This is a genomic window from Pseudomonas sp. JUb42 (assembly GCF_024807945.1).
Lineage (GTDB): Bacteria > Pseudomonadota > Gammaproteobacteria > Pseudomonadales > Pseudomonadaceae > Aquipseudomonas.
In genome coordinates this window covers 420891-443363 of sequence record NZ_JANUFD010000003.1, presented here as the reverse complement: position 1 = coordinate 443363, position 22473 = coordinate 420891, and the positions used below count along the sequence as shown (strand labels likewise).

Annotated in this window: 23 protein-coding genes and 1 tRNA gene; 13 read left to right on the top strand and 11 right to left on the bottom strand. The window is 60.4% G+C overall.

Translation table 11 applies throughout. The features are described 5' to 3' along the window. Positions 1 to 15 precede the first annotated feature (15 nt). From M2401_RS08610 to M2401_RS08585, 6 genes are all read left to right on the top strand, one after another. On the top strand, positions 16 to 2226 hold the full coding sequence (locus M2401_RS08610) for an AsmA family protein (RefSeq protein ID WP_259101538.1): 2211 nt from the start codon (positions 16 to 18) through the stop codon (positions 2224 to 2226). 28 nt (positions 2227 to 2254) lie between these two features. Continuing rightward, the gene (gene mutY, locus M2401_RS08605) at positions 2255 to 3322 is read left to right on the top strand and encodes an A/G-specific adenine glycosylase (RefSeq protein WP_259101536.1); all 1068 of its coding nucleotides are present in this window, start codon (positions 2255 to 2257) and stop codon (positions 3320 to 3322) included. After that, positions 3319 to 3591 carry an oxidative damage protection protein gene (locus M2401_RS08600; protein WP_259101534.1) on the top strand — a complete coding sequence of 91 codons (273 nt, stop codon included), beginning with the start codon at positions 3319 to 3321 and terminating at the stop codon, positions 3589 to 3591. The genes mutY and M2401_RS08600 overlap by 4 nt, the downstream gene beginning before the upstream one ends. A 101-nt stretch (positions 3592 to 3692) precedes the next feature. Beyond that, positions 3693 to 3768, top strand: a tRNA-Phe gene (locus tag M2401_RS08595). Positions 3769 to 3963: 195 nt separating this feature from the next. After that, positions 3964 to 4143, top strand: coding sequence for a hypothetical protein (locus M2401_RS08590; RefSeq protein ID WP_259101533.1), 180 nt, complete (start codon positions 3964 to 3966; stop codon positions 4141 to 4143). Between the two features lie 118 nt (positions 4144 to 4261). After that, on the top strand, positions 4262 to 4717 hold the full coding sequence (locus tag M2401_RS08585) for a hypothetical protein (RefSeq protein ID WP_259101532.1): 456 nt from the start codon (positions 4262 to 4264) through the stop codon (positions 4715 to 4717). A 32-nt stretch (positions 4718 to 4749) separates the two neighbouring features. On the opposite strand, the gene M2401_RS08580 is transcribed toward M2401_RS08585, so the two are convergent. Together M2401_RS08580 and M2401_RS08575 are read right to left on the bottom strand one after the other, a co-directional pair. Continuing rightward, entirely contained in the window at positions 4750 to 6117 is a 1368-nt protein-coding gene (locus M2401_RS08580; protein ID WP_259101530.1) for a diguanylate cyclase, read from the bottom strand. Between the two features lie 172 nt (positions 6118 to 6289). Next, positions 6290 to 6493 carry a DUF6124 family protein gene (locus tag M2401_RS08575; RefSeq protein ID WP_259101528.1) on the bottom strand — a complete coding sequence of 68 codons (204 nt, stop codon included), beginning with the start codon at positions 6491 to 6493 and terminating at the stop codon, positions 6290 to 6292. Positions 6494 to 7041: 548 nt separating this feature from the next. Here M2401_RS08575 and M2401_RS08570 point away from each other — a divergent pair. The 5 genes from M2401_RS08570 (at position 7042) to M2401_RS08550 (ending at position 11267) form a co-directional block, all read left to right on the top strand. Next, on the top strand, positions 7042 to 7530 hold the full coding sequence (locus M2401_RS08570; protein WP_259101526.1) for a hypothetical protein: 489 nt from the start codon (positions 7042 to 7044) through the stop codon (positions 7528 to 7530). A 111-nt stretch (positions 7531 to 7641) separates the two neighbouring features. Next, positions 7642 to 8178, top strand: coding sequence for a cytochrome b (locus tag M2401_RS08565; protein ID WP_259101524.1), 537 nt, complete (start codon positions 7642 to 7644; stop codon positions 8176 to 8178). A 71-nt stretch (positions 8179 to 8249) separates the two neighbouring features. Further along, a complete protein-coding gene (locus M2401_RS08560; RefSeq protein ID WP_259101523.1) occupies positions 8250 to 9014 on the top strand; it encodes a transporter substrate-binding domain-containing protein in 765 nt (254 codons plus the stop codon). Positions 9015 to 9137: 123 nt separating this feature from the next. Continuing rightward, positions 9138 to 10355 (top strand): SAM-dependent methyltransferase, encoded by a 1218-nt coding sequence (locus tag M2401_RS08555; RefSeq protein ID WP_259101521.1) that lies wholly within the window; start codon positions 9138 to 9140, stop codon positions 10353 to 10355. A 396-nt stretch (positions 10356 to 10751) separates the two neighbouring features. Continuing rightward, positions 10752 to 11267 (top strand): Dps family protein, encoded by a 516-nt coding sequence (locus M2401_RS08550; protein ID WP_259101520.1) that lies wholly within the window; start codon positions 10752 to 10754, stop codon positions 11265 to 11267. A 177-nt stretch (positions 11268 to 11444) separates the two neighbouring features. Here M2401_RS08550 and M2401_RS08545 read toward each other — a convergent pair whose 3' ends face one another. The 7 genes from M2401_RS08545 to M2401_RS08515 all read right to left on the bottom strand — a co-directional run bounded on the left by M2401_RS08545 (position 11445) and on the right by M2401_RS08515 (position 17054). Then, a complete protein-coding gene (locus M2401_RS08545) occupies positions 11445 to 12218 on the bottom strand; it encodes a MetQ/NlpA family ABC transporter substrate-binding protein (RefSeq protein ID WP_259101518.1) in 774 nt (257 codons plus the stop codon). Between the two features lie 15 nt (positions 12219 to 12233). Further along, the gene (locus M2401_RS08540; protein ID WP_259101517.1) at positions 12234 to 12908 is read right to left on the bottom strand and encodes a methionine ABC transporter permease; all 675 of its coding nucleotides are present in this window, start codon (positions 12906 to 12908) and stop codon (positions 12234 to 12236) included. Then, positions 12908 to 13915 (bottom strand): methionine ABC transporter ATP-binding protein, encoded by a 1008-nt coding sequence (locus tag M2401_RS08535; RefSeq protein ID WP_259101515.1) that lies wholly within the window; start codon positions 13913 to 13915, stop codon positions 12908 to 12910. Before M2401_RS08535 ends, M2401_RS08540 begins: the two co-directional genes overlap by 1 nt. A gap of 211 nt (positions 13916 to 14126) precedes the next feature. After that, positions 14127 to 14843: a PA5502 family lipoprotein gene (locus M2401_RS08530; protein ID WP_259101514.1), complete on the bottom strand. Its 717-nt coding sequence runs from the start codon at positions 14841 to 14843 to the stop codon at positions 14127 to 14129. A gap of 156 nt (positions 14844 to 14999) precedes the next feature. Continuing rightward, a complete protein-coding gene (gene znuB / locus M2401_RS08525; RefSeq protein WP_259101512.1) occupies positions 15000 to 15782 on the bottom strand; it encodes a zinc ABC transporter permease subunit ZnuB in 783 nt (260 codons plus the stop codon). Then, entirely contained in the window at positions 15775 to 16572 is a 798-nt protein-coding gene (znuC, locus tag M2401_RS08520; RefSeq protein WP_259101511.1) for a zinc ABC transporter ATP-binding protein ZnuC, read from the bottom strand. The genes znuB and znuC overlap by 8 nt, the downstream gene beginning before the upstream one ends. Then, a complete protein-coding gene (locus M2401_RS08515) occupies positions 16572 to 17054 on the bottom strand; it encodes a Fur family transcriptional regulator (RefSeq protein WP_259101508.1) in 483 nt (160 codons plus the stop codon). Before M2401_RS08515 ends, znuC begins: the two co-directional genes overlap by 1 nt. Positions 17055 to 17121: 67 nt before the next feature. Here M2401_RS08515 and M2401_RS08510 point away from each other — a divergent pair, with 67 nt between their 5' ends. Further along, on the top strand, positions 17122 to 18048 hold the full coding sequence (locus M2401_RS08510; RefSeq protein ID WP_259101506.1) for a zinc ABC transporter substrate-binding protein: 927 nt from the start codon (positions 17122 to 17124) through the stop codon (positions 18046 to 18048). Positions 18049 to 18225: 177 nt separating this feature from the next. Here M2401_RS08510 and M2401_RS08505 read toward each other — a convergent pair whose 3' ends face one another. Beyond that, the gene (locus M2401_RS08505; protein WP_259101503.1) at positions 18226 to 19176 is read right to left on the bottom strand and encodes a homoserine kinase; all 951 of its coding nucleotides are present in this window, start codon (positions 19174 to 19176) and stop codon (positions 18226 to 18228) included. 36 nt (positions 19177 to 19212) lie between these two features. Further along, positions 19213 to 19512, bottom strand: a complete 300-nt coding sequence (locus M2401_RS08500) for a DUF2782 domain-containing protein (RefSeq protein ID WP_259101501.1) — start codon at positions 19510 to 19512, stop codon at positions 19213 to 19215. Between the two features lie 74 nt (positions 19513 to 19586). Between M2401_RS08500 and polA the strand changes: the two genes are divergently transcribed. Beyond that, positions 19587 to 22349, top strand: a complete 2763-nt coding sequence (gene polA / locus M2401_RS08495; RefSeq protein ID WP_259101499.1) for a DNA polymerase I — start codon at positions 19587 to 19589, stop codon at positions 22347 to 22349. The last annotated feature ends 124 nt before the right edge of the window (positions 22350 to 22473 follow it).

The window sequence follows — 22473 nt, the reverse complement described above, 5'->3', positions numbered from 1 at the left end:
TACAAGGACTCGCCCATGAAAGCGTTCGGCAAAATCCTGGGACTGTTTATTCTCGGGCTGTTGCTGATCATCGTGGCTCTCGGCTTCGCGCTGACCCATCTGTTTGATCCCAACGACTACAAAGACGAGATTCGCAAGATTGCCCGCGACAAGGCGCACATCGAACTGACCCTCAATGGCGATATCGGCTGGAGCCTGTTCCCCTGGCTCGGCCTTGAGCTGCACGATGCCAGCGTCGCCACGCTGATCACGCCGACCAAGCCGTTCGCCAATCTGCAAATGCTCGGCTTGTCCGTGCGAGTCCTGCCGCTGCTGCGCCGTGAAATCCAGATGAGCGATGTGCGGGTGGAAGGCCTGGACCTGATGCTAAGCCGCGACGAAACCGGCCATGGCAACTGGGAAGACATCGGCCGCCGCGCCCCGTCTGACAGCACCGCCCAGAGCCAAGTGACGCCTGAGTCGGATAAAACCGACAAGACTGAAAAGCCGTCGCAGCCGATCAAACTGGATATCGACAGCCTCACCGTCAATAACGCTCGGGTCGAGTACACCGATGCGCGCAAGAACCAGACCTTCAGCGCCGAAAGCATCCAGCTGAGCACCGGCGCGGTCCATGAAAATACCGATATCCCGATCAAGCTGACCGCCTTCCTTGGCACCAACCAGCCGGTGCTGCGCGCCAAGACCGAACTCACCGGTCAGCTGCGCCTCAACCGCGCCCTCAAGCGCTACCAGTTGGGTGACATGCGCGTGACCGGCGAACTGTCCGGCGACCCGCTGCAAGGCAAGACCGTGACCTTCAGCGCCCAGGGGCAGTTGCTGACCGACCTGATGGCCAACGTCGCCGACTGGACCAGCCTCAAGCTGTCGGCCAACCAGTTGCGTGCGCTGGGTGAGTTGCATGTGCGTGATCTGGACAAAACCCCGCAAGTCAGCGGCGCTCTTTCCGTCGCCCAGTTCGACCTGCGCAACTTCCTCGACAATATCGCCATGCCCGCTCCGGCCATGGCCGAGGGCAGCCTGAAGAAACTCGAGCTGGTCACCCGTATCAGCGCCAGCCCCACCAGCCTGACCCTGGATGGCCTTAACTTCAAACTCGACGACAGCAGCTTCACCGGCCGCCTTGCCATCGAAGATGTCGCCAAACAGGCGCTGCGTCTGCAACTCAAGGGCGACACCTTCGACGCTGATCGTTATCGCCCGGTCGAGTCCGAGGAGTCAAAAAGCGCCAGCGCCGCACGCAAGGCTGAAGTGGCCAGCGGTGAAGACGCCGCAGCCGGTGGCACGACGACGCTGCCCGAACAGCCGACCAAGCAGGCCTGGAGCACGGAGAAACTGTTCCCGCTGGAACGTATGCGCAAGCTGGACGTGAACGCCGACCTGAGATTCGACAAGCTAATCATCAAGAAGCTGCCAATCCAGAATGCAGCGCTGCAAACCCAGGCGCAGGACGGCGTCATTACCGTCAGCAGCCTGCGTGGCGATCTGTACAACGGCAACTTCGAAGTCAAAGGCAATCTCGACACCCGCCCTGACGTGCCAGTGGCCACCGTACAGACCCGCGTCGCCAAAGTGCCTGTCGACAGGGTGCTTCAGGCCATGGGCCAGACGCCGCCGGTCAAGGGCCTGCTGACTCTCAACAACAACCTGACCGCCAAGGGCAATAGCGAAAAGGCCCTGGTCGACAGCCTCAACGGCACCACCAGCTTTGCCATCAACGACGGCGTGCTGGTCAACGCCAATATCGAACAGCAACTGTGCCAGGGCATCGCCGTGCTCAATCGCGAGACCCTGAGCGGCAACCCACGCGGTCACGACACGCCGTTCCAGCAACTCAACGGCAGCCTGACAGTGCGCAACGGCGTCGCCAGCAACCCCGACCTCAAGGTGCAGATCCCTGGCCTTACCGTCAACGGTAACGGCGATATCGACCTGCGCGTACTGGGCATGAACTACCGCCTGGGCGTCATCATCGAAGGCGACAAGAGCGACATGCCCGACCCGGCCTGCCAGGTCAACCCGCGCTATGTCGGCATCGAATGGCCGATCCAGTGTCGTGGCCCCCTGGAAATGGGCGCCAAGGCCTGCCGCCTGGACAAGGAAGGCATTGGCCGTATCGCTGCCAAACTGGCGACCGACAAACTCGGTGAAAAACTCGAAGAGAAGCTGGGCGACAAAGTCAGCCCGGAACTCAAGGATGCCCTCAAGGGCTTGTTCAAACGCTAGGACCGGATCCACTTACTGAGCGAAATTAATGCAACCCGAGCAGTTCTCCACCGCGGTCCTTGACTGGTACGACCGCCATGGCCGCCACGACCTGCCCTGGCAACAGGGCATCACGCCTTACCGGGTGTGGGTCTCGGAAATCATGCTGCAACAGACCCAGGTCAGCACCGTGCTGGGTTACTTCGACCGTTTCATGAGCGCCCTGCCCAGCGTGCAGGCCCTGGCCGAAGCCCCGGAAGACGAAGTGCTGCACCTGTGGACGGGCCTGGGTTACTACACCCGCGCCCGCAACCTGCAAAAGACCGCGCAGATCGTCGTCGCCAAACATGGCGGCCAATTCCCCCGTGACGTCGAACAGCTTACCGAGCTGCCCGGCATCGGCCTGTCCACTGCTGGCGCCATCGCCAGCCTGAGCATGGGCCTGCGCGCACCGATCCTCGACGGCAACGTCAAACGCGTGCTGGCGCGCTTTACTGCGCAAGAGGGTTATCCGGGCGAGCCCAAGGTCGCCAAGCAGCTGTGGGCGGCCGCAGAGCGCTTTACGCCCCATGCGCGGGTCAATAACTACACCCAGGCGATGATGGACCTGGGCGCGACCCTGTGTACCCGCAGCAAGCCCAGCTGCCTGCTGTGCCCGCTGGAGCGCGGCTGCGAAGCGCACATGCTCGGCCTTGAGACTCGCTACCCGATCCCCAAGCCGCGCAAGGCCATCCCGCAGAAGCGCACGCTGATGCCCATGCTGGCCAATCGCGACGGCGCCATCCTGCTTTACCGACGCCCGTCCACGGGGCTGTGGGGCGGCCTGTGGAGCCTGCCGGAGCTGGATGACTTCAATGACCTGCAACACCTGGCCGTGCAACACTCGCTGGAACTGGGCAAGCACCGGGAACTGCCTGGGCTGGTCCACACCTTCAGCCACTTCCAGCTGAGCATCGAACCCTGGCTGGTCGAGGTCGAGGCGGCAAGCCACCACGTGGCCGAGGCCGACTGGCTCTGGTATAACCTCGCCACCCCGCCACGCCTAGGCCTCGCCGCCCCGGTGAAGAAGCTGCTCAAACGCGCAGCAGACGTATTGAATGCAGGAGAGTCGTCATGACCCGCACCGTGATGTGCCGCAAGTACCACGAAGAACTACCCGGCCTGGAGCGCCCTCCGTATCCGGGCGCCAAGGGCGAAGACATCTACAACCACGTCTCGCAGAAAGCCTGGGCCGACTGGCAGAAACACCAGACCCTGCTGATCAACGAGCGTCGCCTGAACATGATGAACGCTGAAGACCGCAAATTCCTGCAAGCCGAGATGGACAAGTACCTTTCGGGCGAAGAATACGCACAGGCCGAAGGCTACGTTGCCCCCGAGAAATAAAGCGTTTCCAGCAGTGTGGGTCGTAAGCGACGGTAATAATTCAAATTTTTTTAAAAACCTGCTTGACGACCCCCTGAAAAACACGTCTAATGCGCCCCGTTGCCCAGATAGCTCAGTCGGTAGAGCAGGGGATTGAAAATCCCCGTGTCGGCGGTTCGATTCCGTCTCTGGGCACCACTAATTAGATTCAGGTGGTGTCAAAATCACCTGAAAACCAAAAAACCCGCCTAGTGCGGGTTTTTTGTTGTCTGGAGTTTTTACCCCTTCCCGGGTCACTCGATTTCGGGCCTGGCTAAGTGATACCGTTCTTGCCGAGCAGTTGCCTATGCAGGTCAGCGCGCTACGATCGGCGGACAAACGGAGACATTCGCGATGAGCATCATTGATGTGCTGAGCAGGCTGGCCCTGTGGTTGCTATTGATTGATGAAGCCGACAATCGCGATGGCATGCCTGTCGGGTACCGTCGACGGTACGCGCTCATTCTTTATCGAGTGATTGTCGTCGGGTTACTCATTTATCTCATCGTACGGATCAGTGGTTATGGATCCTGACCCAAAAAATAAATAGTTACGGACATGCCTCTGATGAGAGACGACAGAATGACTGAGAAACGAGGGAGAGATAATTCAGGACAAAGCCCCCGCCCCGACTCTCATTCAGAGGAACAACATGAACCAGGACATAGACCCTCTCGACAGGGCTATCACCCTAAGAGAGTTCCTGGTCTATCAGCTGAGAAACGACTACTCGCGCAAGGTCAGCGACAAACCGGAAACAGGAAATAACAATGGCGGCAACGGAGGGGGATCCGACATGGACGCACGAGTAACGGCACTTGAAAAAGCCATTCCCGACATTGAGAAAAGATTCGTCGGCGTGGAGATGCGACTCCATTCCATCGAGGTCAACATGACCCATATGGCAGCAAATATGGCGACAAAAGCGGACCTGGCAAACCTAGCCTCAAAAGACGACCTGAACGAATTTATTCGTGCCAGCGGCAAGGACATGCAAGACCTGGCTGTCTCATTCCACAAGGCAATCAACGACCAGACCTGGAAATTTATTGCCGTTGCCGGGGTATTGGCGGGCCTGGCGTTCACTGCGGCAAGATTCATACAGTGACGCCCGAACTCCGAGATTTCGGATACTCGAGCCTACAGAGCCTCCTCCAACTGCACCCGATCCCGCCCCAGATGCTTGGCCTTGTACAGCGAGCGGTCCGCGACCAGCAGCAGGGATTCGAGGTCTTCGGGTGGCAGGGCCACTGCGCCGCCGATGCTGACGGTGGATGAGACACTGCGACCTTCGCCGATATCGATAGGGGTGGCTGCGTAGGTCTGACGGATTCGCTCGGCGATACCGCGCGCCTCTTCGAGGGAGCAGTTGGGCAAAACCATGGCGAATTCCTCGCCACCGATGCGGCCGAAGACATCGCCTTCGCGCAGGCAACTGCTGGCGATGTCGGCAAAGGCAACGAGCACCTGATCACCGCCGGCATGGCCCCAGGCGTCGTTGATTTTCTTGAAGTGGTCGATATCCAGCATCAGTACGGCGAAGAAGTCCTTCTCAAGCAGGGGCTTGAGCCTTTCTACCGCCAGCTCATTGAAAGCCCGGCGATTAAGCAGGCCGCTGAGCTGATCGTGGGAGGCCAGGTACTGGACGTTACGCAGCAGCTCGTTGCGCACCGAGGAGATGATCGCCACGATCAACGGGCTCAGGGCCAGCAGCAGCACGCCAATACGCAGCGACTGCATGTCCGGCTGCAGGTTGAGGTCAATGCTGGACAGCGTCAGATAACGCGCGGAGATAGCCAGCAGGGTCCAGCTGCTGAAGATCAGGGTCATCAGCGTCGTGGTGAACAGGCTGTAGCTCAGGGCGCACCAGAGCAGCGCCGCCACCGGGAACATCACCGCGCCCGGCCCGCCGATCAGCACCCCCGCAATGCAGCACAGGATAAAGGCCGCCACCGGCGCGCATTGCTGCACGAACTGTTCAGGCCGGGACATGCCTCGCAGATAGTTGAGGAGCGTGCGCCACTGCCGCCAGCTCGGCGCACTCAAGGCCACCGGCAGGATAATCACATAACTGACCAGTTCGGCCATGAACCAGAAGGTCCAGGCAGGGAACGGGCCCTCGTGAAAGAAGATCAGGTCGACAACCGCCCCGCCAACCCCGGACGCCGCCGCGCTGGCCACGCTAACCAGCATCAGATACAACACAGAGCGCGGCACCCGCAGCCGCCGATGCTCGTTGGAGATGCGCATATACAGCAGGTAGCCGGTGGAAACACCCATCAGGTTAGCGCCGGTCAGCATCACGGTCTTGAATAGCCCGCCGCCGGTGATGGTGTCGGCGGCGACGTAGCCGATCACCGCGCCGATCCAGCCCAGGGGCGTTGCCAAGCGTGGATTACGCACCATCAGCCCGACGAGCAGGGCGTTGGCCGGCCACAGGGAGGCGAGATAATCGGTCGGGCGGGTGAAAATGCCTAGCAGGGCTGCGAGAAAAACAACGACAGCCACCCAACATCCCGCTTTTACGTCATCTCGCCAGGTAGCAGCCGGTGTAACGAACATTGTTGCCCTCAACTCAAGCGCTCAAGTGTGCAGTAGCGGCATAGCGCCATAAATGAAGGCTGCAACCTTAGGCTTTTCGCAGGAGAAATGCACCTGTTCGACGCATGTGGTGGATTTATTACAGCGATCTTTCAACCAGGCTCTGGGTCGACTCGGCCAGATGCACCATCGCGAAAGCCTTGTCGCGGTCTTCACCGGTCAGGCTCTCGCCGAACTCATTGCCGATGGCCTTCATATAGCGCAGCAGATCGCAGGCGTGGATCAGCGATTGCTCCTTGGTGAGGGATTCGTTGGCGATCAGGAAGGGGGTTGGGTTGGTCATAAATAGCAGCTCTCAAAAGGTTCAGGAGCCGCCACATATCGCTACCGACGCGAAGGGTGGCGGCCGTACGCAAAGGTGGTAGAACCGGTGAAAGCGCAGCCCGGCCCGCCCGAAGGCGCAATGCGCACGGCCGCCAGAACACAGGCCGCATGAAGCGCCTCACAGAGTGAGGCGCCGCGGGCTTTCAGCACAGACCTACCACGGTCAGGTCGCTGATTTTGCAGCGACGGCAGGAGGCTAGAGCGCTGTATTTGGAGGCGCAAGGGGTCGCAATTAAATCGGAAATTTCACTCACGGGAAACGGAGGCGTCCTGCCATTGCGACTCTGTACTCCGACTCGTTGGAGCGAGGATTGCCCGCGAAAGCGATTTTTCGACGTATATAACTGCGTTGAACCCACTGGCCTCTTCGCGGGCAAGCCTCGCTCCCACAGTCCGCGACGTATCACCCGTTTTGTTTTTAATGGGTGCGATTTGCGCAAACCTGCGCTTCAATAGCCATCTCTTGCGAACACGTTCGCGCCTACAACCGCCACAGGACCGACGTTCATGGCCTCGCCAGACAAACAGCAAAAACGCGCCAAACGGGCCAAAGTCAAAGCCAAGCAGAATCGTTCCGGCAACAAACCGGTACAGAACAACCTGCACCCGGTGTTCGCCTCCCCACTGGTCAGCCAGCCCTTCGACGACCTCGAACTGGATCTGAGCACCTTCGACTTCCAGGACATCCTCGAAAACGGCTTCGAACCGGCCCACTTCGACGAGCTGTTTGAAGCCATGAAGGCCGCCGCCACCATCAGCCAACTGGCGCTGTGCCTGGTGTTCCTGCAATACCCGGTGCTGGAACTGGTGGTAGCTGAGGAAGAACCGGAAAACGCCACCGACTTCATGATGGGTCTGCTCATCACCTACCGTGGCCTGTTCCACGATGAAGACGAAGAAGCCGCCATCGCCTGGATCTCCAGCGCGGCATTCCAGGCTGATTACGACGAAGCATCGCGTCTGCTGCTCAAGCGCAACGAAAAGACTGTGCGCTGACCTGAATCAAGCAACTGAGAAAGATTGGCATTTACAACACGGCGGACAAAAGCGTAGCGTACACCTCTAAATAGTGTCCTATCGCCAGTTTGAGTGCCCGTCGTGTCCGCCATGAAGTCCCGCCCGCTGTTTCGCCATCAACCTTTCGGCGAAGCCAGACCTTATCCGCGCAACCGTGTGCTGCTGCACTGGATATCCGCCGTGGTCATCATCTGGGCCACCTTCAGCGGTTTCGGTGTGGCCCTGCTGCCTGAGCACGATGCCGTGCGCGCCTGGGTCGAGAACCTCAATCCGCAACTCACCACCGTATTCATTCCATTTTTCCTCTGGCGCCTGTGGCTTTACCTCAAGGCCGGGCCGGAAGAAGCGCAAAGCACTCGCCAGAAAATCGCCCGCCTGGCGCATCTCGCCCTGTACCTGCTGATTTTCGGCGTACTGCTGACCGGCGTATTGATGATGAGCCACCCTGTAACCCTGTTTTCGCTGCTGCCTTTGCCGCAGTTGGTCTACTCGGTCGATGCCCTGGCCGAGCTGCATACGGTGCACCATATCCTCTGCGCAGCCCTGGGCGTGGCGGTGGCCGGGCATGTCCTGGCAGTCCTGCAGCATCAATTGGCCGGGCATTCGGTGCTGTACCGGATGAAGTGAAGCACACCCCTGCTATCCGGCCCACGTCAGCTCGCGTATAAACGCTGCATGTCCCACATGGAGCAACATGCATGCACGCTTGTAGAACAATGCTGCTGGCGACGATCGCCGTCCTGGCACTGACCACCCAGGCATTTGCCGTGGAAAAAATGAAGATGGGCATCCAGGGTGCCAATCCGCCCTTCAACAGCAAGGACACCAGTGGCCAGGTGGCCGGTTTTGACCTGGAGATCGGCAACGCCCTGTGCGCGCGGATGAAGGTCGAGTGCGAGGTGGTAACCTCGGACTTCGACGGACTGATCCCGGCGCTGAACGAGCATCAGACTGACTTCATCATCTCCTCGATGTCCATCACCGACGAGCGCAAGCAGCAGGTGGACTTCACAGCGCCCTACTACGTCAACAAGTTGCAATTCGTGGCGCTCAAGTCCAAGGATTTTCCTACCGACAAGAGCACGCTGAAACAGACCTTGTTGGACAAGACCATTGGCGCGCCCATCGCGACCCAGGCCAGTGACTGGCTGCAGAGCAATCTCGGTGCAGCCATTACCATCAAACTCTACGGCACTCCGGAAAAAGCTTACAGCGACCTGGCAAATGGCGGCGTCGATGCCTTGCTGGCCGATAAATACGCCAGCTACGAATGGCTGAAAAGCGAGGCCGGGCATAACTTCGAATTCAAGGGCGAGCCCGTGGTCGAGCGCGATCAGGTCGGTATCGCTGTGCGCAAGGACGATCCATTGCGTGATCGCCTCAATACCGCACTCAAGTCAATTATCGAAGACGGCAGCTACAAGAAGATCAACGACAAGTATTTCCCGTTCAGTATTCTCTGATTGCGGTTGAAACAAGGCTTCCTGTAGGAGCTGCCGAAGGCTGCGAAAAGATCCCGGATCCTATCGCGGCCTTCGGCAGCTCCTACAGGGATTTATGGCGCCCAAAAAGAGCGGCTGCTACTCATGCCCCTTGATCCCACCCGGCAGGACGAACCTATACACAGCCGCTTCCGCGCGCTGGATAGCTTCCTGTTCGCGTATCAGGATTTGTGGCACCCACGCCCCTTCACCTATCTGCAACTGCCCTGGGAGCGCAAGTACCCGGAGCTGGCCCACTGGCTGCGTCAACGCTCGTTGAGCGAAGCAGAAGCGGCGCATAACCACCCGGAACAGCTCGATGCGCCTTTCCCGTTCAAGGCCCTGGCCGCCGAAGCCACGGCGCTGAGCCAGGTTGCCGCGCTGCCTGCCACAGTGCTTGAGCCGGTTGCGGCACGCATGAGTGTCGATGTGCCTGGCCGCAAGTGGCAGCAGATCGAGGCCTTCGCCAGCCGCCTGAGCTTTGGCAAGGCGCCCGAGCATTGGCTTGACTGGTGCGCGGGCAAAGGGCATCTGGGGCGACGCCTGACTCGCGGCGGGCAGGCGCTGACCTGCCTGGAATACGATCCGGCCCTGATCGAGGCCGGACGCCTGCTCAGTGCGCGACTGAATGTCGAGGCCGAGCATGTCTGCCAGGATGTCATGGCCGACGACACCTGGCGGCGGCTGGGCAACCACCATACGGCCGTTGCCCTGCATGCTTGCGGCGATCTGCATGTGCAGTTGATGCATCTGGCGAGCCAGGTCGGTTGCCCACAACTGGCCATCGCGCCCTGCTGTTACAACCGCACGAGCGCTCCGAGCTATCAGCCGTTATCCCGCGAGGGTCAGGCATCAGCCCTGCATCTGTCCCTGGATGATCTGGGCTTGCCGCTCAGCGAAACCGTCACTGCCGGCGCCCGTGTGCGTCGTCAGCGCGATACCTCCATGGCGCGACGCCTGGGCTTCGATCTGCTGCAACGGGAGGTCAGGGGCGTCGATCAGTACTTATCCACACCGTCGCTGCCGACCGCCTGGCTCGACAAGCCGTTCGCCGACTATTGCCGCGAGCTGGCCGAACTCAAGGGCCTGCCCGCCCTGGGCAATCCTGACTGGGCGGCCCTCGAAGCTGCCGGCTGGCAACGCCTGGCGCACGTGCGCAACCTTGAGTTGCTGCGCAATCTGTTCCGCCGTCCACTGGAACTCTGGCTGGTGCTGGACCGTGCGCTGTTTCTGCAAGAACGCCAGTACGAGGTGCGGGTCGGCACCTTCTGCGATAGCCAACTGACGCCGCGCAACCTGTTGTTGCTGGCCGAGCGCCGTTGATCCAGATCAAGCCTTCAGCCTGTGGATAACTCTGTTGATGGAAGTTGGATTAGCTGTGTCGAAAACTTAGCTTGCTTGCTAAATTGACCAACGGCGTTTTTCCGATCTGCGCTGAAAGGCCCGTAAATACAGGGCCTTACAGAATGCTGAGAAGCGCTCCACAAAAAACGCACTGAAGCGGCAATTGTTAATCGCAGTTGTGAATAAAGCTGTCTGGCCCGCTGCTAAAGCAGAAATATGGCGACGCATTTTTATCATGCATGTGCTAAAGACTGGCCATAGCCAATTTGCATTAGTCATGGCGGGTGTAGCATTGGCAATCTTGTCTGGACCGTCGGATAACCGGCCCCGCTTCTGGAGCCCGACCACCCCTTTCGCTTAAAGAGGACACGCTCGATGAAAAATCTTGAAGCCGCTCAAGCAATCAGAAAAGCCGACCTGCGTACGCCCAACCAATTGGGCGAAGAGGCCCGCCGCGATCTGTCGGCAGAACTGAACGCCCTGTTGGCCGACACTTTTGCCCTGTACATGAAGACCAAGAACTTCCATTGGCACATGTCGGGCCCGAACTTTCGCGACTATCACCTGTTGCTCGATGAGCAGGCTGACCAGATCTTCGCCATCACCGACGCCGTAGCCGAGCGCGTGCGCAAACTGGGTGGCACCACCCTGCGCTCCACCGGCCATATCAAGAAGCTGCAACGCCTGTTGGACAACGACGCCGACTTCGTCACCCCGGCCGACATGCTCGCCGAGCTGCGCGAAGACAACATGCAACTGACCGCTTACATGCGCGGCACCCATGCCCTGTGCGACGAGCACAACGACGTGGCGACCGCCAGCCTGCTGGAAAACTGGATCGATGAGGCAGAGCGCCGTACCTGGTTCCTGTTTGAAACCGGTCGGACGTAAACAACCCTCGGATTGCAAATCTGTGGGAACAATTGTGGGAGCGAATTCATTCGCGAAAGCTGTGTATCAGACGATACAGGTGCGTTGAATGTACTGGCCTCTTCGCGAATGAATTCGCTCCCACTTAATTCGCTCCCACAATCCCCCCCGACAACACCTGAAATCATTCAGGCGTGATCAGAACGCCGGAACCACCGCGCCTTTGTACTTCTCGAGGATAAAGGCCTTGGTTTGCGGGCTGTTCAGCGCCGCTACCAGTTTCTTCACCGCATCGCTGTCCTTGTTGTCCTGACGGGTCACGAGGATGTTGGCGTAGGGCGATTCGGCACCTTCGATGACCAGCGCATCCTTCATCGGGTCCAGCTTGGCGGTCAGCGCGTAGTTGGTGTTGATCAGCGCCAAGTCGACCTGGGTCAGCACACGCGGCAGGGTCGCGGCTTCCAGCTCACGGAATTTCAAGTTCTTCGGGTTCTGCGCAACATCGCTCGGCTTGGCCAGGATGCTGGTCGGATCCTTGAGAGTGATCAGCCCGGCCTTGGCCAGCAGCAGAAAGGCCCGGCCTTCGTTGGTTGCATCGTTGGGCAGCGCAACCACGGCACCGTCAGGCAAATCAGCGATGTTTTTGATCTTGTCGGAATAAGCCCCGAAAGGCTCAACATGCACCTTGGCCACGGCGACCAGATCGGTGCCCTTGCCTTTGTTGAACTCATCCAGATACGGCTGGTGCTGGAAGAAGTTGGCGTCCATGCGCTTCTGATCGACCTGCACGTTGGGCTGTACGTAGTCGTTGAAGACCTTGATCTTCAGGTCCACACCTTCCTTGGCCAGCGTCGGTTTGACGAACTCGAGGATCTCGGCGTGAGGGACTGCACTGGCAGCGACGGTCAGGGTTTCGTCGGCGTGGGCGGACAGGATAACCAGGGCGGCCGCGATGGCCAGCAACTTCTTCATGAAACAAATCCTTTTTTAGCGGTACGTAAAATGCGCGACCAGTTTGTCGCCGACGGTTTGCAGAATCTGCACCAGCACCAACAGCAATATGACCGTCACGAACATCACATCGTTCTGGAAGCGCTGGTAACCGTAGCGAATGGCCAGGTCGCCCAGACCACCGGCGCCCACGGCACCGGCCATGGCGGTAAAAGACACCAAAGCGATAGCGGTCACGGTAATGGCCGCGAGGATGCCGGGGCGGGCCTCGGGTAGCAGCGCCTTGATGATGATCTGGCGAGTGGTGGCGCCCATGGCCTGGGTCGCTTCGATGATGCCGCGATCCACTTCACGCAGCGCGGTTTCCACCAGGCGGGCGAAGAATGGCGTGGCCCCGGCGATCAGCGGCGGCAAGGTGCCGAGGATACCCAGGGAGGTGCCGGTGATGATTTCCGTCAGCGGCATCATGACGATCAGCAGGATGATGAACGGCAACGCCCGCAGAATGTTCACCACCAGACCGACCGCCGTGTACAGCGGCTTGTTTTCCAGCAACTGATGCGGCGAGGTGAGGAACATCAGCACGCCCAGGGGCAAGCCCAGCAGCACGGTGAAACCAAGGGAAATGCCGAGCATGGTCAGAGTATCGCCAGTGGCGACCCAGATTTCATACCAGTCGACATTGGAAAACAGGGCGATCAGGGCTTCCATTAGCGCAACACCTCCATGTGAACGTCAGCCGCGGTGAAGCGGGCAAAAGCCGCCTCCATATCGCCGCCGGTAATGGCCAGGGTCAACTGCCCGTAGGGGGTGTCTTTGATGCGGTCGATACGCCCGGCCAGGATGCTGTAGTCCACACCGGTCTCGCGAGCGACAGTACCCAGCAACGGCGCGTAGGTCGCTTCGCCCTGGAAGGTCAGACGCACAATGCGGCCCTGCACATGGGCAAAGTCATTGCGCTGCTCGTTCTCGTCGACCTGTTCGTCTTCCTGAACAAAGCGCTTGGTGGTCGGGTGTTGCGGATGCAGGAACACATCGGCCACCGGGCCCTGCTCGACGATACGTCCGGCATCCATCACTGCGACCTGATCACAAACCCGGCGGATCACGTCCATTTCATGGGTGATCAGCACAATGGTCAGCTTCAGCTCGCGATTGATCTCGGCCAATAGCTGCAGGACCGACGCAGTGGTCTGCGGGTCGAGGGCGCTGGTGGCTTCGTCGCACAGCAAAATCTTCGGTTTCGTCGCCAGCGCGCGGGCGATGCCGACACGCTGCTTCTGGCCGCCGGACAACTGCGACGGGTATTTCTTCGCGTGCTCAGACAGCCCAACCCGCGCCAGCAACTCGGCGACGCGCTGATCGATCTCGGCGCGTGGCATGTCGCCACTCAGGGTAAGCGGCATGGCGACGTTATCAGCGACCGTGCGCGAGGCCAGCAAGTTGAAGTGCTGGAAGATCATGCCGACCTGCTGACGGAAGCGCCGCAGACCATTGGCATCAAGGGCGGTGACGTCTTCGCCATCGACGACGATCTGGCCGCCACTGGGGGTTTCCAGGCGGTTGATCAGGCGCAACAAGGTGCTTTTGCCAGCACCGGAGTGGCCGATCAGGCCGAACACCTGGCCGTCTTCGACGCGCAGGCTGGTGGCGTGCAGCGCAGGGATTTCCTTGCCTGCAACCCGATAAGTTTTATGGACGTTATGAAACTCGATCACTGAGCGAACCTTGTGGGGCGCGGTAATAAATTCAGCCCGACGGGCTGGGCACGCACGGGCTGTTTCGCATCGGCTGGATAAACCGGGCGCGCATTTTAGCCTGTCCGCCGGGAGGTTCTTAGCATTTATTTCGCGACAAACCATGGTTTATGGCATAACGCGATCAGCGGCGCGGGCCCTCGCGCGGGGAGCGCGAAGGCAATGGCACGGCTTACAGCTGGGCGGGCTTGATCACAACCTGGGCAGGCGCGTTGCGCTCGATCTGGCGTTGCAGATGCAGCTCGAAATTCGGGTTGAGCTTGACGATGCGCTTGGCCAGCAGTGTCGACAGCCACGGGTAGTCATCAACGCGAGGCACCTGCAGCGTCACTTCACAGTTGAAAGCAACGATATCGGCGGCAATCGCGTCCAGTTGCTTGCGCAGTTGTGGCATCTGGCCGATTTTCAGCTCTACTACGCTGGTTTCGGCGGTAGGATCGATGACTTTGGCGATGCGCTTGGCTTCAGCGGCCTTGAGTTCAGCTTCGGCCTTGTCCAACTCGGCCTTGCGCGCATGGGCGATGGCGCCGTTGACGCCACTGGTCAAGGCCGGGGCCTTGGGCATCAAGGCACGGGCACGGCTCAGCGCGGTGGCGGCGGCGTTGACATCGCCTTTTTGCAGCACGATCTGGCTGCGGCTCAGATAGGCTTCGGCCAGTTGGCGCTGATATTGCTCCAGGCGGCTGTCATCGGGGCTCTTGGCTTGCAACGCTGCCAGTTGGTCTTCGGCAGTCGCCAGTTCCTTGCTGTTGATGCTCTGCTCAAGCTGAGCATAAGGATCCGGCGCTTCGACCGAAGCCGGAGCCTGTGCTTGCGGCGTGCTCTGGCAGGCGCCCAACAGTATGGAAAATGCGGCAAGCAGCAGATAACGGGATGCGAACGGCTTCATTCCTGCGATTCTCTAATTGCGCAAAAAACGAGCAAGTCTACACAAAATGACCCTGCCCCGAAAATAACTGTTCAATCTGCAAGGGCTTGATAGAGCCGTCATTGCATATTGCCGCTATTTACCTGGGCAGTATGACTCGCATTCCGGCACAAGGTTCTATCGCTTGGGTAAAAGGAAACTGAGCAAGAACAACGCGGCCGCTGAAACCACTATAGACGGGCCTGCGGGGGTGTCCTTGAACCAGGACATGGCCAGGCCGAGGCAAACAGCCAGTATTCCGAGCACGCTGGCGCCAAGGGCCATTTGCTCCGGCGAACGGGCGTGACGTTGTGCCGCAGCCGCCGGGATGATCAGCAGCGAGGTAATCAGCAGTACACCGACGATTTTCATCGCGACGGCTATGACAATGGCTATCAGCAACATCAGCGTCATGCGCAGGGTCGCCACCGGCAGGCCTTCGACCCGGGCCAGCTCTTCGTGCACGGTAATGGCCAACAACGGCCGCCACAGGGCGATGATCAGCACCAGTACCGCCGCGCTGCCGCCGAGAATCCAGGCCAGATCGGTGGGGCCGATGGCCAGCAGGTCGCCGAACAGATAACCCATCAGGTCGATACGCACTTCGCGCATGAAGCTCAGCACGACCAGGCCGAGGGACAGCGTACTCGGTGCCAGAATCCCCAGCAGGGTGTCCGACGCCAAGGGCTGGCGTTGTTGCAGCGTCACCAACAGGATCGCCAGCAGCAGGCAGCCGACGGTTACTGCCAAGGTCGGGCTGACATCCAGCAGAAAGCCCAACGCCACGCCCAGCAAAGCCGCATGGGATAGGGTGTCGCCAAAATAGGCCATGCGTCGCCAGACCACGAACGACCCCAAGGGGCCGGCCACCACAGCCAGGGCAAGGCCCGCCAGCAAGGCATAGAGTAGAAAATCAGCCATGCTTGCAGCCGTCTCCGTGAACATGGGTATGAGCATGCGCCGCAGCAGGCGCAACTTCTTCGACCACGCTGCCATGCAGGTCGTGGGCATGGTCGTGATGGTGGTGGTAGATGGCCAGGCTCGGCGCATGATTGCCGAACAGCTCGACGAACGCCGGATCGTGACTGACCTGCTCCGGGTGGCCGGAACAGCAGACGTGCCGGTTGAGGCAGACCACCTGATCGGTAGTGCTCATGACCAGATGCAAGTCATGGGAAACCATCAGCACGCCGCAACGGTGGCGGTCGCGCAGACGGGTGATCAGGCTGTACAGCTCAGCCTGCCCGGCCACATCGACACCCTGTACCGGCTCATCAAGGACCAACAGTTCAGGCTCGCGCAACAGCGCCCGGGCCAGCAGCACGCGCTGCATTTCGCCGCCGGAAATGCCTTGCACCGGGCTGTCGATGACCTTCTCGGCGCCGACCTCGACCAGAGCGGCCAGAGCAGCAGCGCGATCGACACCCGGCACCAGGCGCAGAAAGCGCAGTACCGATAACGGCAGGGTTGGGTCTACGTGCAATTTTTGCGGCATGTAACCGATGCGCAGCTTCGGTTTGCGCCAGACACTGCCGGAAGTGGGCTTGAGCAGGCCAAGCACTGCCCGCACCAGGGTGGTCTTGCCCGCGCCATTGGGGCCGATCAGGGTGACGATCTCGCCGGGGCGCACGCTCAGCTGGATATTGTCCAGCACGCTCTGCCCGGCCAGCGTCACCGCAACCTGTTCAAGGCGAATCAGCGCATCGCTCATCAGGCCGCCTTGCACCCGGCGCAGACCCCGATGACTTCCACGGTTTGGCCTTCGACCTGAAAGCCGACTTCGGCGGCGGCGGCAATTACCGCTTCACTGATAACAGGATGTTGCAATTCGATAGCGGCATGGCACTCCCGGCAGATCAGGAACTGACCCTGATGCGCGTGGGTCGGGTGGTTGCAGCCGGTAAAGGCGTTGAGCGAGGCAATGCGGTGCACCAGGCCGTTTTCCAGGAGGAAATCCAGCGCGCGGTACACCGTCGGCGGCGCAGCGCGGCGGCCATCTTCTTCGCTGAGCACGGCGAGAATGTCGTAAGCGCCCAACGGCTTGTGGCTTTGCCAGACCAGTTCCAGCACGCGGCGACGCAGCGCGGTCAGGCGCAGGCCTTTGCGGGCGCACAGGGCATCCGCTTCGGCGAGTGCGGAATGCACGCAGTGGGAGTGATCGTGTGGGCGACTGGCCAGGGGAGTTTTAGGCATGAGCAGCGACGCGTTTTGTGAGAGACGTTATTATGTTACCCGTTCCGGTCCTCCATGAGTGCTCTACGTGCGCCGTCTTCTTAGCCTTTTTGTCGTTTTCTCGGCCAGTTTGTTGGCCGCAGCCCCTTCCCAGGCCGATGTTCGGGTCCTGACCAGCATCAAACCCTTACAGTTGATCGCCACCGCCGTGCAGGACGGTGTAGCGATTCCCGAGGTGCTGCTGCCCCCCGGCGCATCGCCACATAACTACGCCCTGCGGCCATCCGACGTACGGCGCGTGCATGACGTCGACCTGTTCTATTGGATCGGTCCGGACATGGAGAGCTTCCTGCCTCGCGTGCTGACCGGCCGGACCCTGCCGAACGTCGCCGTGGAATCGTTGCCAGGCATGCACCTGCGCCATTTCGCGGCTGATGGCGAGTCCCACGACCATGACGAAGACGCGGACGAGCACGATCACGACCACCGCCCCGGCAGCCTCGACGCGCATTTGTGGCTGTCCACGGTCAACGCCCGGGTCATCGCGCAGAAGATGGCCGACGACCTCAGCGCCATCGACGCCGCCCATGCCGAGCGCTATCAGAGCAACACCAAGGCCTTTATCGGCCGTCTGGATGCATTGGACGGCAAGCTCAAGGCGCGGGTAGCCAAAGTCGCTGACAAGCCGTTTTTTGTGTTCCACGAAGCTTTCGATTACTTCGAAGAAGCCTATGGCCTCAAGCACGCAGGGGTGTTCACCGTCGCCGCCGAAGTCCAGCCCGGCGCCCAGCACGTCGCTGCCATGCGCGCGCGCCTGACCGCTGCAGGCAAGACCTGCGTGTTCAGCGAGCCACCGCTACGCCCACGTCTGGCCGAAACCTTGACCAGCGGCTTGCCGGTCAAGCTGGCGGAACTGGATGGATTGGGCGGCTATACACCGGCTACAGCCAATGGCTATGAGCAGGTGCTGCAGAAGCTGGGGGATGATTTGGCGGGGTGTCTGGAGGGTTTGTAACCTGAACCCTTAGGAGTGAATTCTATGGAAGCGAACTGTGGGAGCGAATTCATTCGCGAAGGCGATGTTTTGATCGATAGGGATATATCGAGTGAACCGGCCTCTTCGCGAATGAATTCGCTCCCACAGAATTCGCTCCCACAGAATTCGCTCCCACAACTTGCCCGAGACGCTGCCCTAGAGCGCAAACGGCAACGCAATCACCACGCCCTGGCGATGTTCCAGGCGCTTCTGCAATTCCATCGGGTCGTGAATCAGCACGTCCTGACCGGCAAAGCTCTCGGCAGCGATCAAACGTGACAGCCAGAAACGCACGCAGGCGACCCGCAGCATGGTCGGCCACAGCTCGGCTTCGGCCGCAGTAAACGGCCGTAGCGCCGCGTAGGCACCCAGCATCGCCCGGGCGCGGGCGGCATCGAGCTGGCCTTCGGCGTCGGAGCACCAGTCATTCAGGGCAATCGCCACGTCGTAGAGCATCGGCCCGGAGCAGGCGTTGTAGAAGTCGATCAGCCCGGTGAGGTGGGTGCCCTCGAACATGGCGTTGTCGCGAAACAGGTCGGCATGCAGATTGGCCTTGGGCAGGGCGAGGATTCGCTCCTTGCGCGGCTCGATCTCTTCCAGGGCGCTGCGCAACAGCGCAGCCTGATCCGGTTGCAGGTGCGAAAGAAAGTTGCTGCCTTCACGCAGCATCCAGTCCAGGCCGCGATCAGTCTTGCGCTCCAAAGGCTTGTCGCGGGTCGCCAGGTGCAGATGACCCAACAGCTCGCCTACCTGCACGCAATGCTGTGCGTTGGCGTCCTTGATGTGCTTGCCCGGCAGGCGCGGCTGCAGCAGCGCCGGTTTGCCGGCCAATTCTCGCAGAGCGGCGCCGTCGGTGGTGCGCAGAGCGTAGGGCACCGGCAGATCGGCGCCGTGCAGCACATCCAGCAGCTCGATGAAGAACGGCATTTCCTGCACCGGGCCGCGCTCGACCAGGGTCAGCACATACTCGCCCTGCTCCAGGCTGATGAAGTAATTGGTGTTTTCACTACCGGCGGCAATGCCTTGAAAGTCACGCAGACGGCCAAGGCCGTAAGGGGCCAGGAAAGTTTCCAGCTCGGGGCGAGTCAGGGGAGTGAACACGGACATATCAGCACTGCCAATCAAAAAAGTGAATGTGGGGCGTTACCAGCTGAAAATTTCCCACTGGGGGATCAGCATTTCCCGCGAGTCCGGGCGGGTGAAACCGGCACTGGAACCGTCAGGCGGCACCAGAAAATACGGCTTGCCGCGCTCCGGCGTGACCTTGACCGCATACACGGCGCCGTTCTTGCGGTACTCGGTGATGCGGGTGTCCGGGTCGTAATGCGCCGTGACACCAGGCTCCGCTGCCAGCGGGTCTTTCTGTGCGCCGGTCCCTGCGCAGCCCACCAACGAGGAGGACAACAACAGGATTGCCAGCAACAGGCGATTTTCTTTGCGCATGATAACCTTGTCGCTTTGTCGTCAATGGTCCGCGCATTCTAGCGCCGCACCCGCCGAAAAGGTTGATTCTGCCCATGAGCCAAGCTCCCCTCGTCCTGGTGGACGGTTCGTCCTACCTGTACCGCGCCTTCAACGCGCTGCCGCCCCTCACCACCTCCAAGGGCTTGCCGACCGGCGCGGTCAAGGGCGTGCTGAACATGCTCAAGAGCCTGCGCAAGCAATATCCCGACAGCCCGTTCGCAGTCGTCTTCGACGCCAAGGGCAAGACCTTCCGTGACGACATGTACCCCGAGTACAAGGCCAACCGCCCGAGCATGCCGGAGGAGCTGCGCGTGCAGGTCGACCTGCTGCATGCCTGCATCAAGGGCATTGGCTACCCGCTGCTGTGCGTGGAAGGCGTGGAAGCCGACGACGTGATCGGCACCCTGGCCCGCAGCAGCGCGGCAGCCTCGCGGCCAGTGATCATCTCCACAGGCGACAAGGACATGGCTCAGTTGGTCGACGATCACATTACCGTGGTCGACACCATGACCGGTAGCGTGCGCGACATCGCTGGCGTAAAGGAGAAATTTGGCGTCGGTCCTGAGCACATCATCGATTTGCTCGCCTTGATGGGAGATTCGTCGGACAACATCCCCGGCGTACCGGGCGTTGGCGAAAAAACCGCCGTCGGTCTGCTGATCGGCATCGGCGGCGGCCTGAAAAATATCTACGAAAACCTTGATGCGGTCGCCGGCCTGCCGATTCGCGGCGCGAAAACCCTGGCCCCCAAGCTGGAGCTGCATCGGGACGCCGCGTTCATGTCCTACGCCCTGGCGACGATCAAGACTGACGTGCCCTTGGCAGTGGAAATCGACGCATTGCATTGCGCAACACCGGATCACGCCGCCCTGCTGGCGCTGTACACCGAACTGGAATTCAAGAGCTGGATCGCTGAGATCGAGCGTGATGCCAAGCGCGCAGGCCTTGAAGTTGCGCCAGTACCGGTGGTGGCAAATGCCGAGTCGAGCTACGAGACCATCCTTGATCAGGCCCGCCTCGATGTTTGGCTGCAAAAGCTGCGCGGTGCCAGCCTGATCGCCTTCGATACTGAAACCACCGGCCTCGACGCCCAACAGGCGCAACTGGTGGGCCTGTCCTTCGCCGTCAAAGCCGGGGAAGCCGCTTACATTCCGCTGACCCACTCCTACATGGGTGTGCCTGAGCAACTGAATCGCGACGACGTCCTGCGCGCGCTCAAGCCGCTGCTGGAAGACCCGAATAAGGCCAAGGTCGGGCAAAACGCCAAGTTCGACATGAATATCCTCGCCAACTGCGCCATCGGTGGCGACGTGGAGTGCGGCATTGCCGTGCAGGGCGTGGCCTTCGACACCATGCTCGAATCCTACGTGCTGAATTCCGTGGCGACCCAGCACGACATGGACAGCCTGGCGATGAAGTATCTGGGGCATCAGACCACCAGCTTCACTGACATAGCTGGTAAAGGTAAGAAACAACTGACCTTCGACCAGATCGCCCTGGAACAGGCCGGGCCCTACGCCGCCGAAGATGCCGACATTACCCTGCGCCTGCATCAGGCGCTGTTCGACAAACTGCAAAAAGAACCCGGCCTGCTTAGCGTACTGACCGACATTGAGATGCCGTTGGTACCGGTATTGGCGAAAATCGAGCGTGAAGGCGCCATGATTGATCCCAAATTGCTCGGCCTGCAAAGCGTCGAACTGGGTAACAAGATGGTTGAGCTGGAGCGTGAAGCCTTCGCCATCGCCGGTGAAGAGTTCAACCTGGGCTCACCGACGCAGCTGGGTAAAATTCTCTACGAAAAACTCAATCTGCCGATTCTGGGCAAGACGCCGGGGGGCAAACCGTCCACCGCGGAAGAAGTACTGGTCAAGCTGGCCGAAGCGGACCATGAGCTGCCCAAGGTGCTCCTGCAGTACCGCACCATCAGCAAACTAAAAAGCACCTACACCGACACCCTGCCAGGGCAGATCAACCCTCGTACGGGCCGTGTGCATACGTCCTACAACCAGGCGGGCGCGGCCACCGGTCGCTTCTCGTCCAGCGAACCAAACCTGCAGAACATCCCGGTGCGCACTGCCGAAGGTCGCCGGATTCGCCAGGCCTTCATCGCCAAGCCGGGCTACAAGCTGCTGGCGGCCGACTATTCGCAGATCGAACTGCGGATCATGGCCCACCTGGCCAAGGACGAAGGGCTGCTCAGCGCCTTCCGTGAAGGTCTGGACGTTCACCGGGCCACGGCTGCAGAGGTTTTTGCGGTCGAACTGGATCAGGTGACCAACGACCAGCGCCGCAGTGCCAAGGCGATCAACTTCGGCCTGATCTACGGCATGGGTGCACAGGGCCTGGCGCGACAGATCGGCGTCGATGGCAAGCAGGCCAAGGCCTATATCGAACGCTATTTCGCCCGCTACCCAGGCGTTCGTGAGTACATGGACCGGACCCGGGAAAAAGCCTCGGAGCAGGGCTACGTGGAAACCCTGTTCGGTCGTCGCCTGTATCTGCCGGAAATCAACTCCGACAAGCCAATGCAGCGCGCCGGCGCCGAACGTACGGCGATCAACGCGCCGATGCAGGGCACAGCAGCGGACATCATCAAGAAAGCCATGGTGGCGGTGAATGACTGGCTGGAAATATCAGGCCTGGACGCCCGCGTGATCCTGCAGGTACACGATGAACTGGTGCTGGAAGTGCGCGAGGACCTGGTCGAGCAAGTCAGCGAACAGATCCGCCCGCACATGTGCGGCGCCGCGCAACTGGATGTGCCGCTGCTGGTTGAAGTGGGCGTGGGCGATAACTGGGATGAGGCGCATTGATCCAACGCGGCCTTGTAGGACTTGCTTGAGCCGGGAGGACGCCCTCGCGGCTCAAGCCGCTCCTACGGGCGCTATCTCCGGGCGCTAAAAGAGATTTCAGGCGTTACGGAACTTTGCAGGCAAA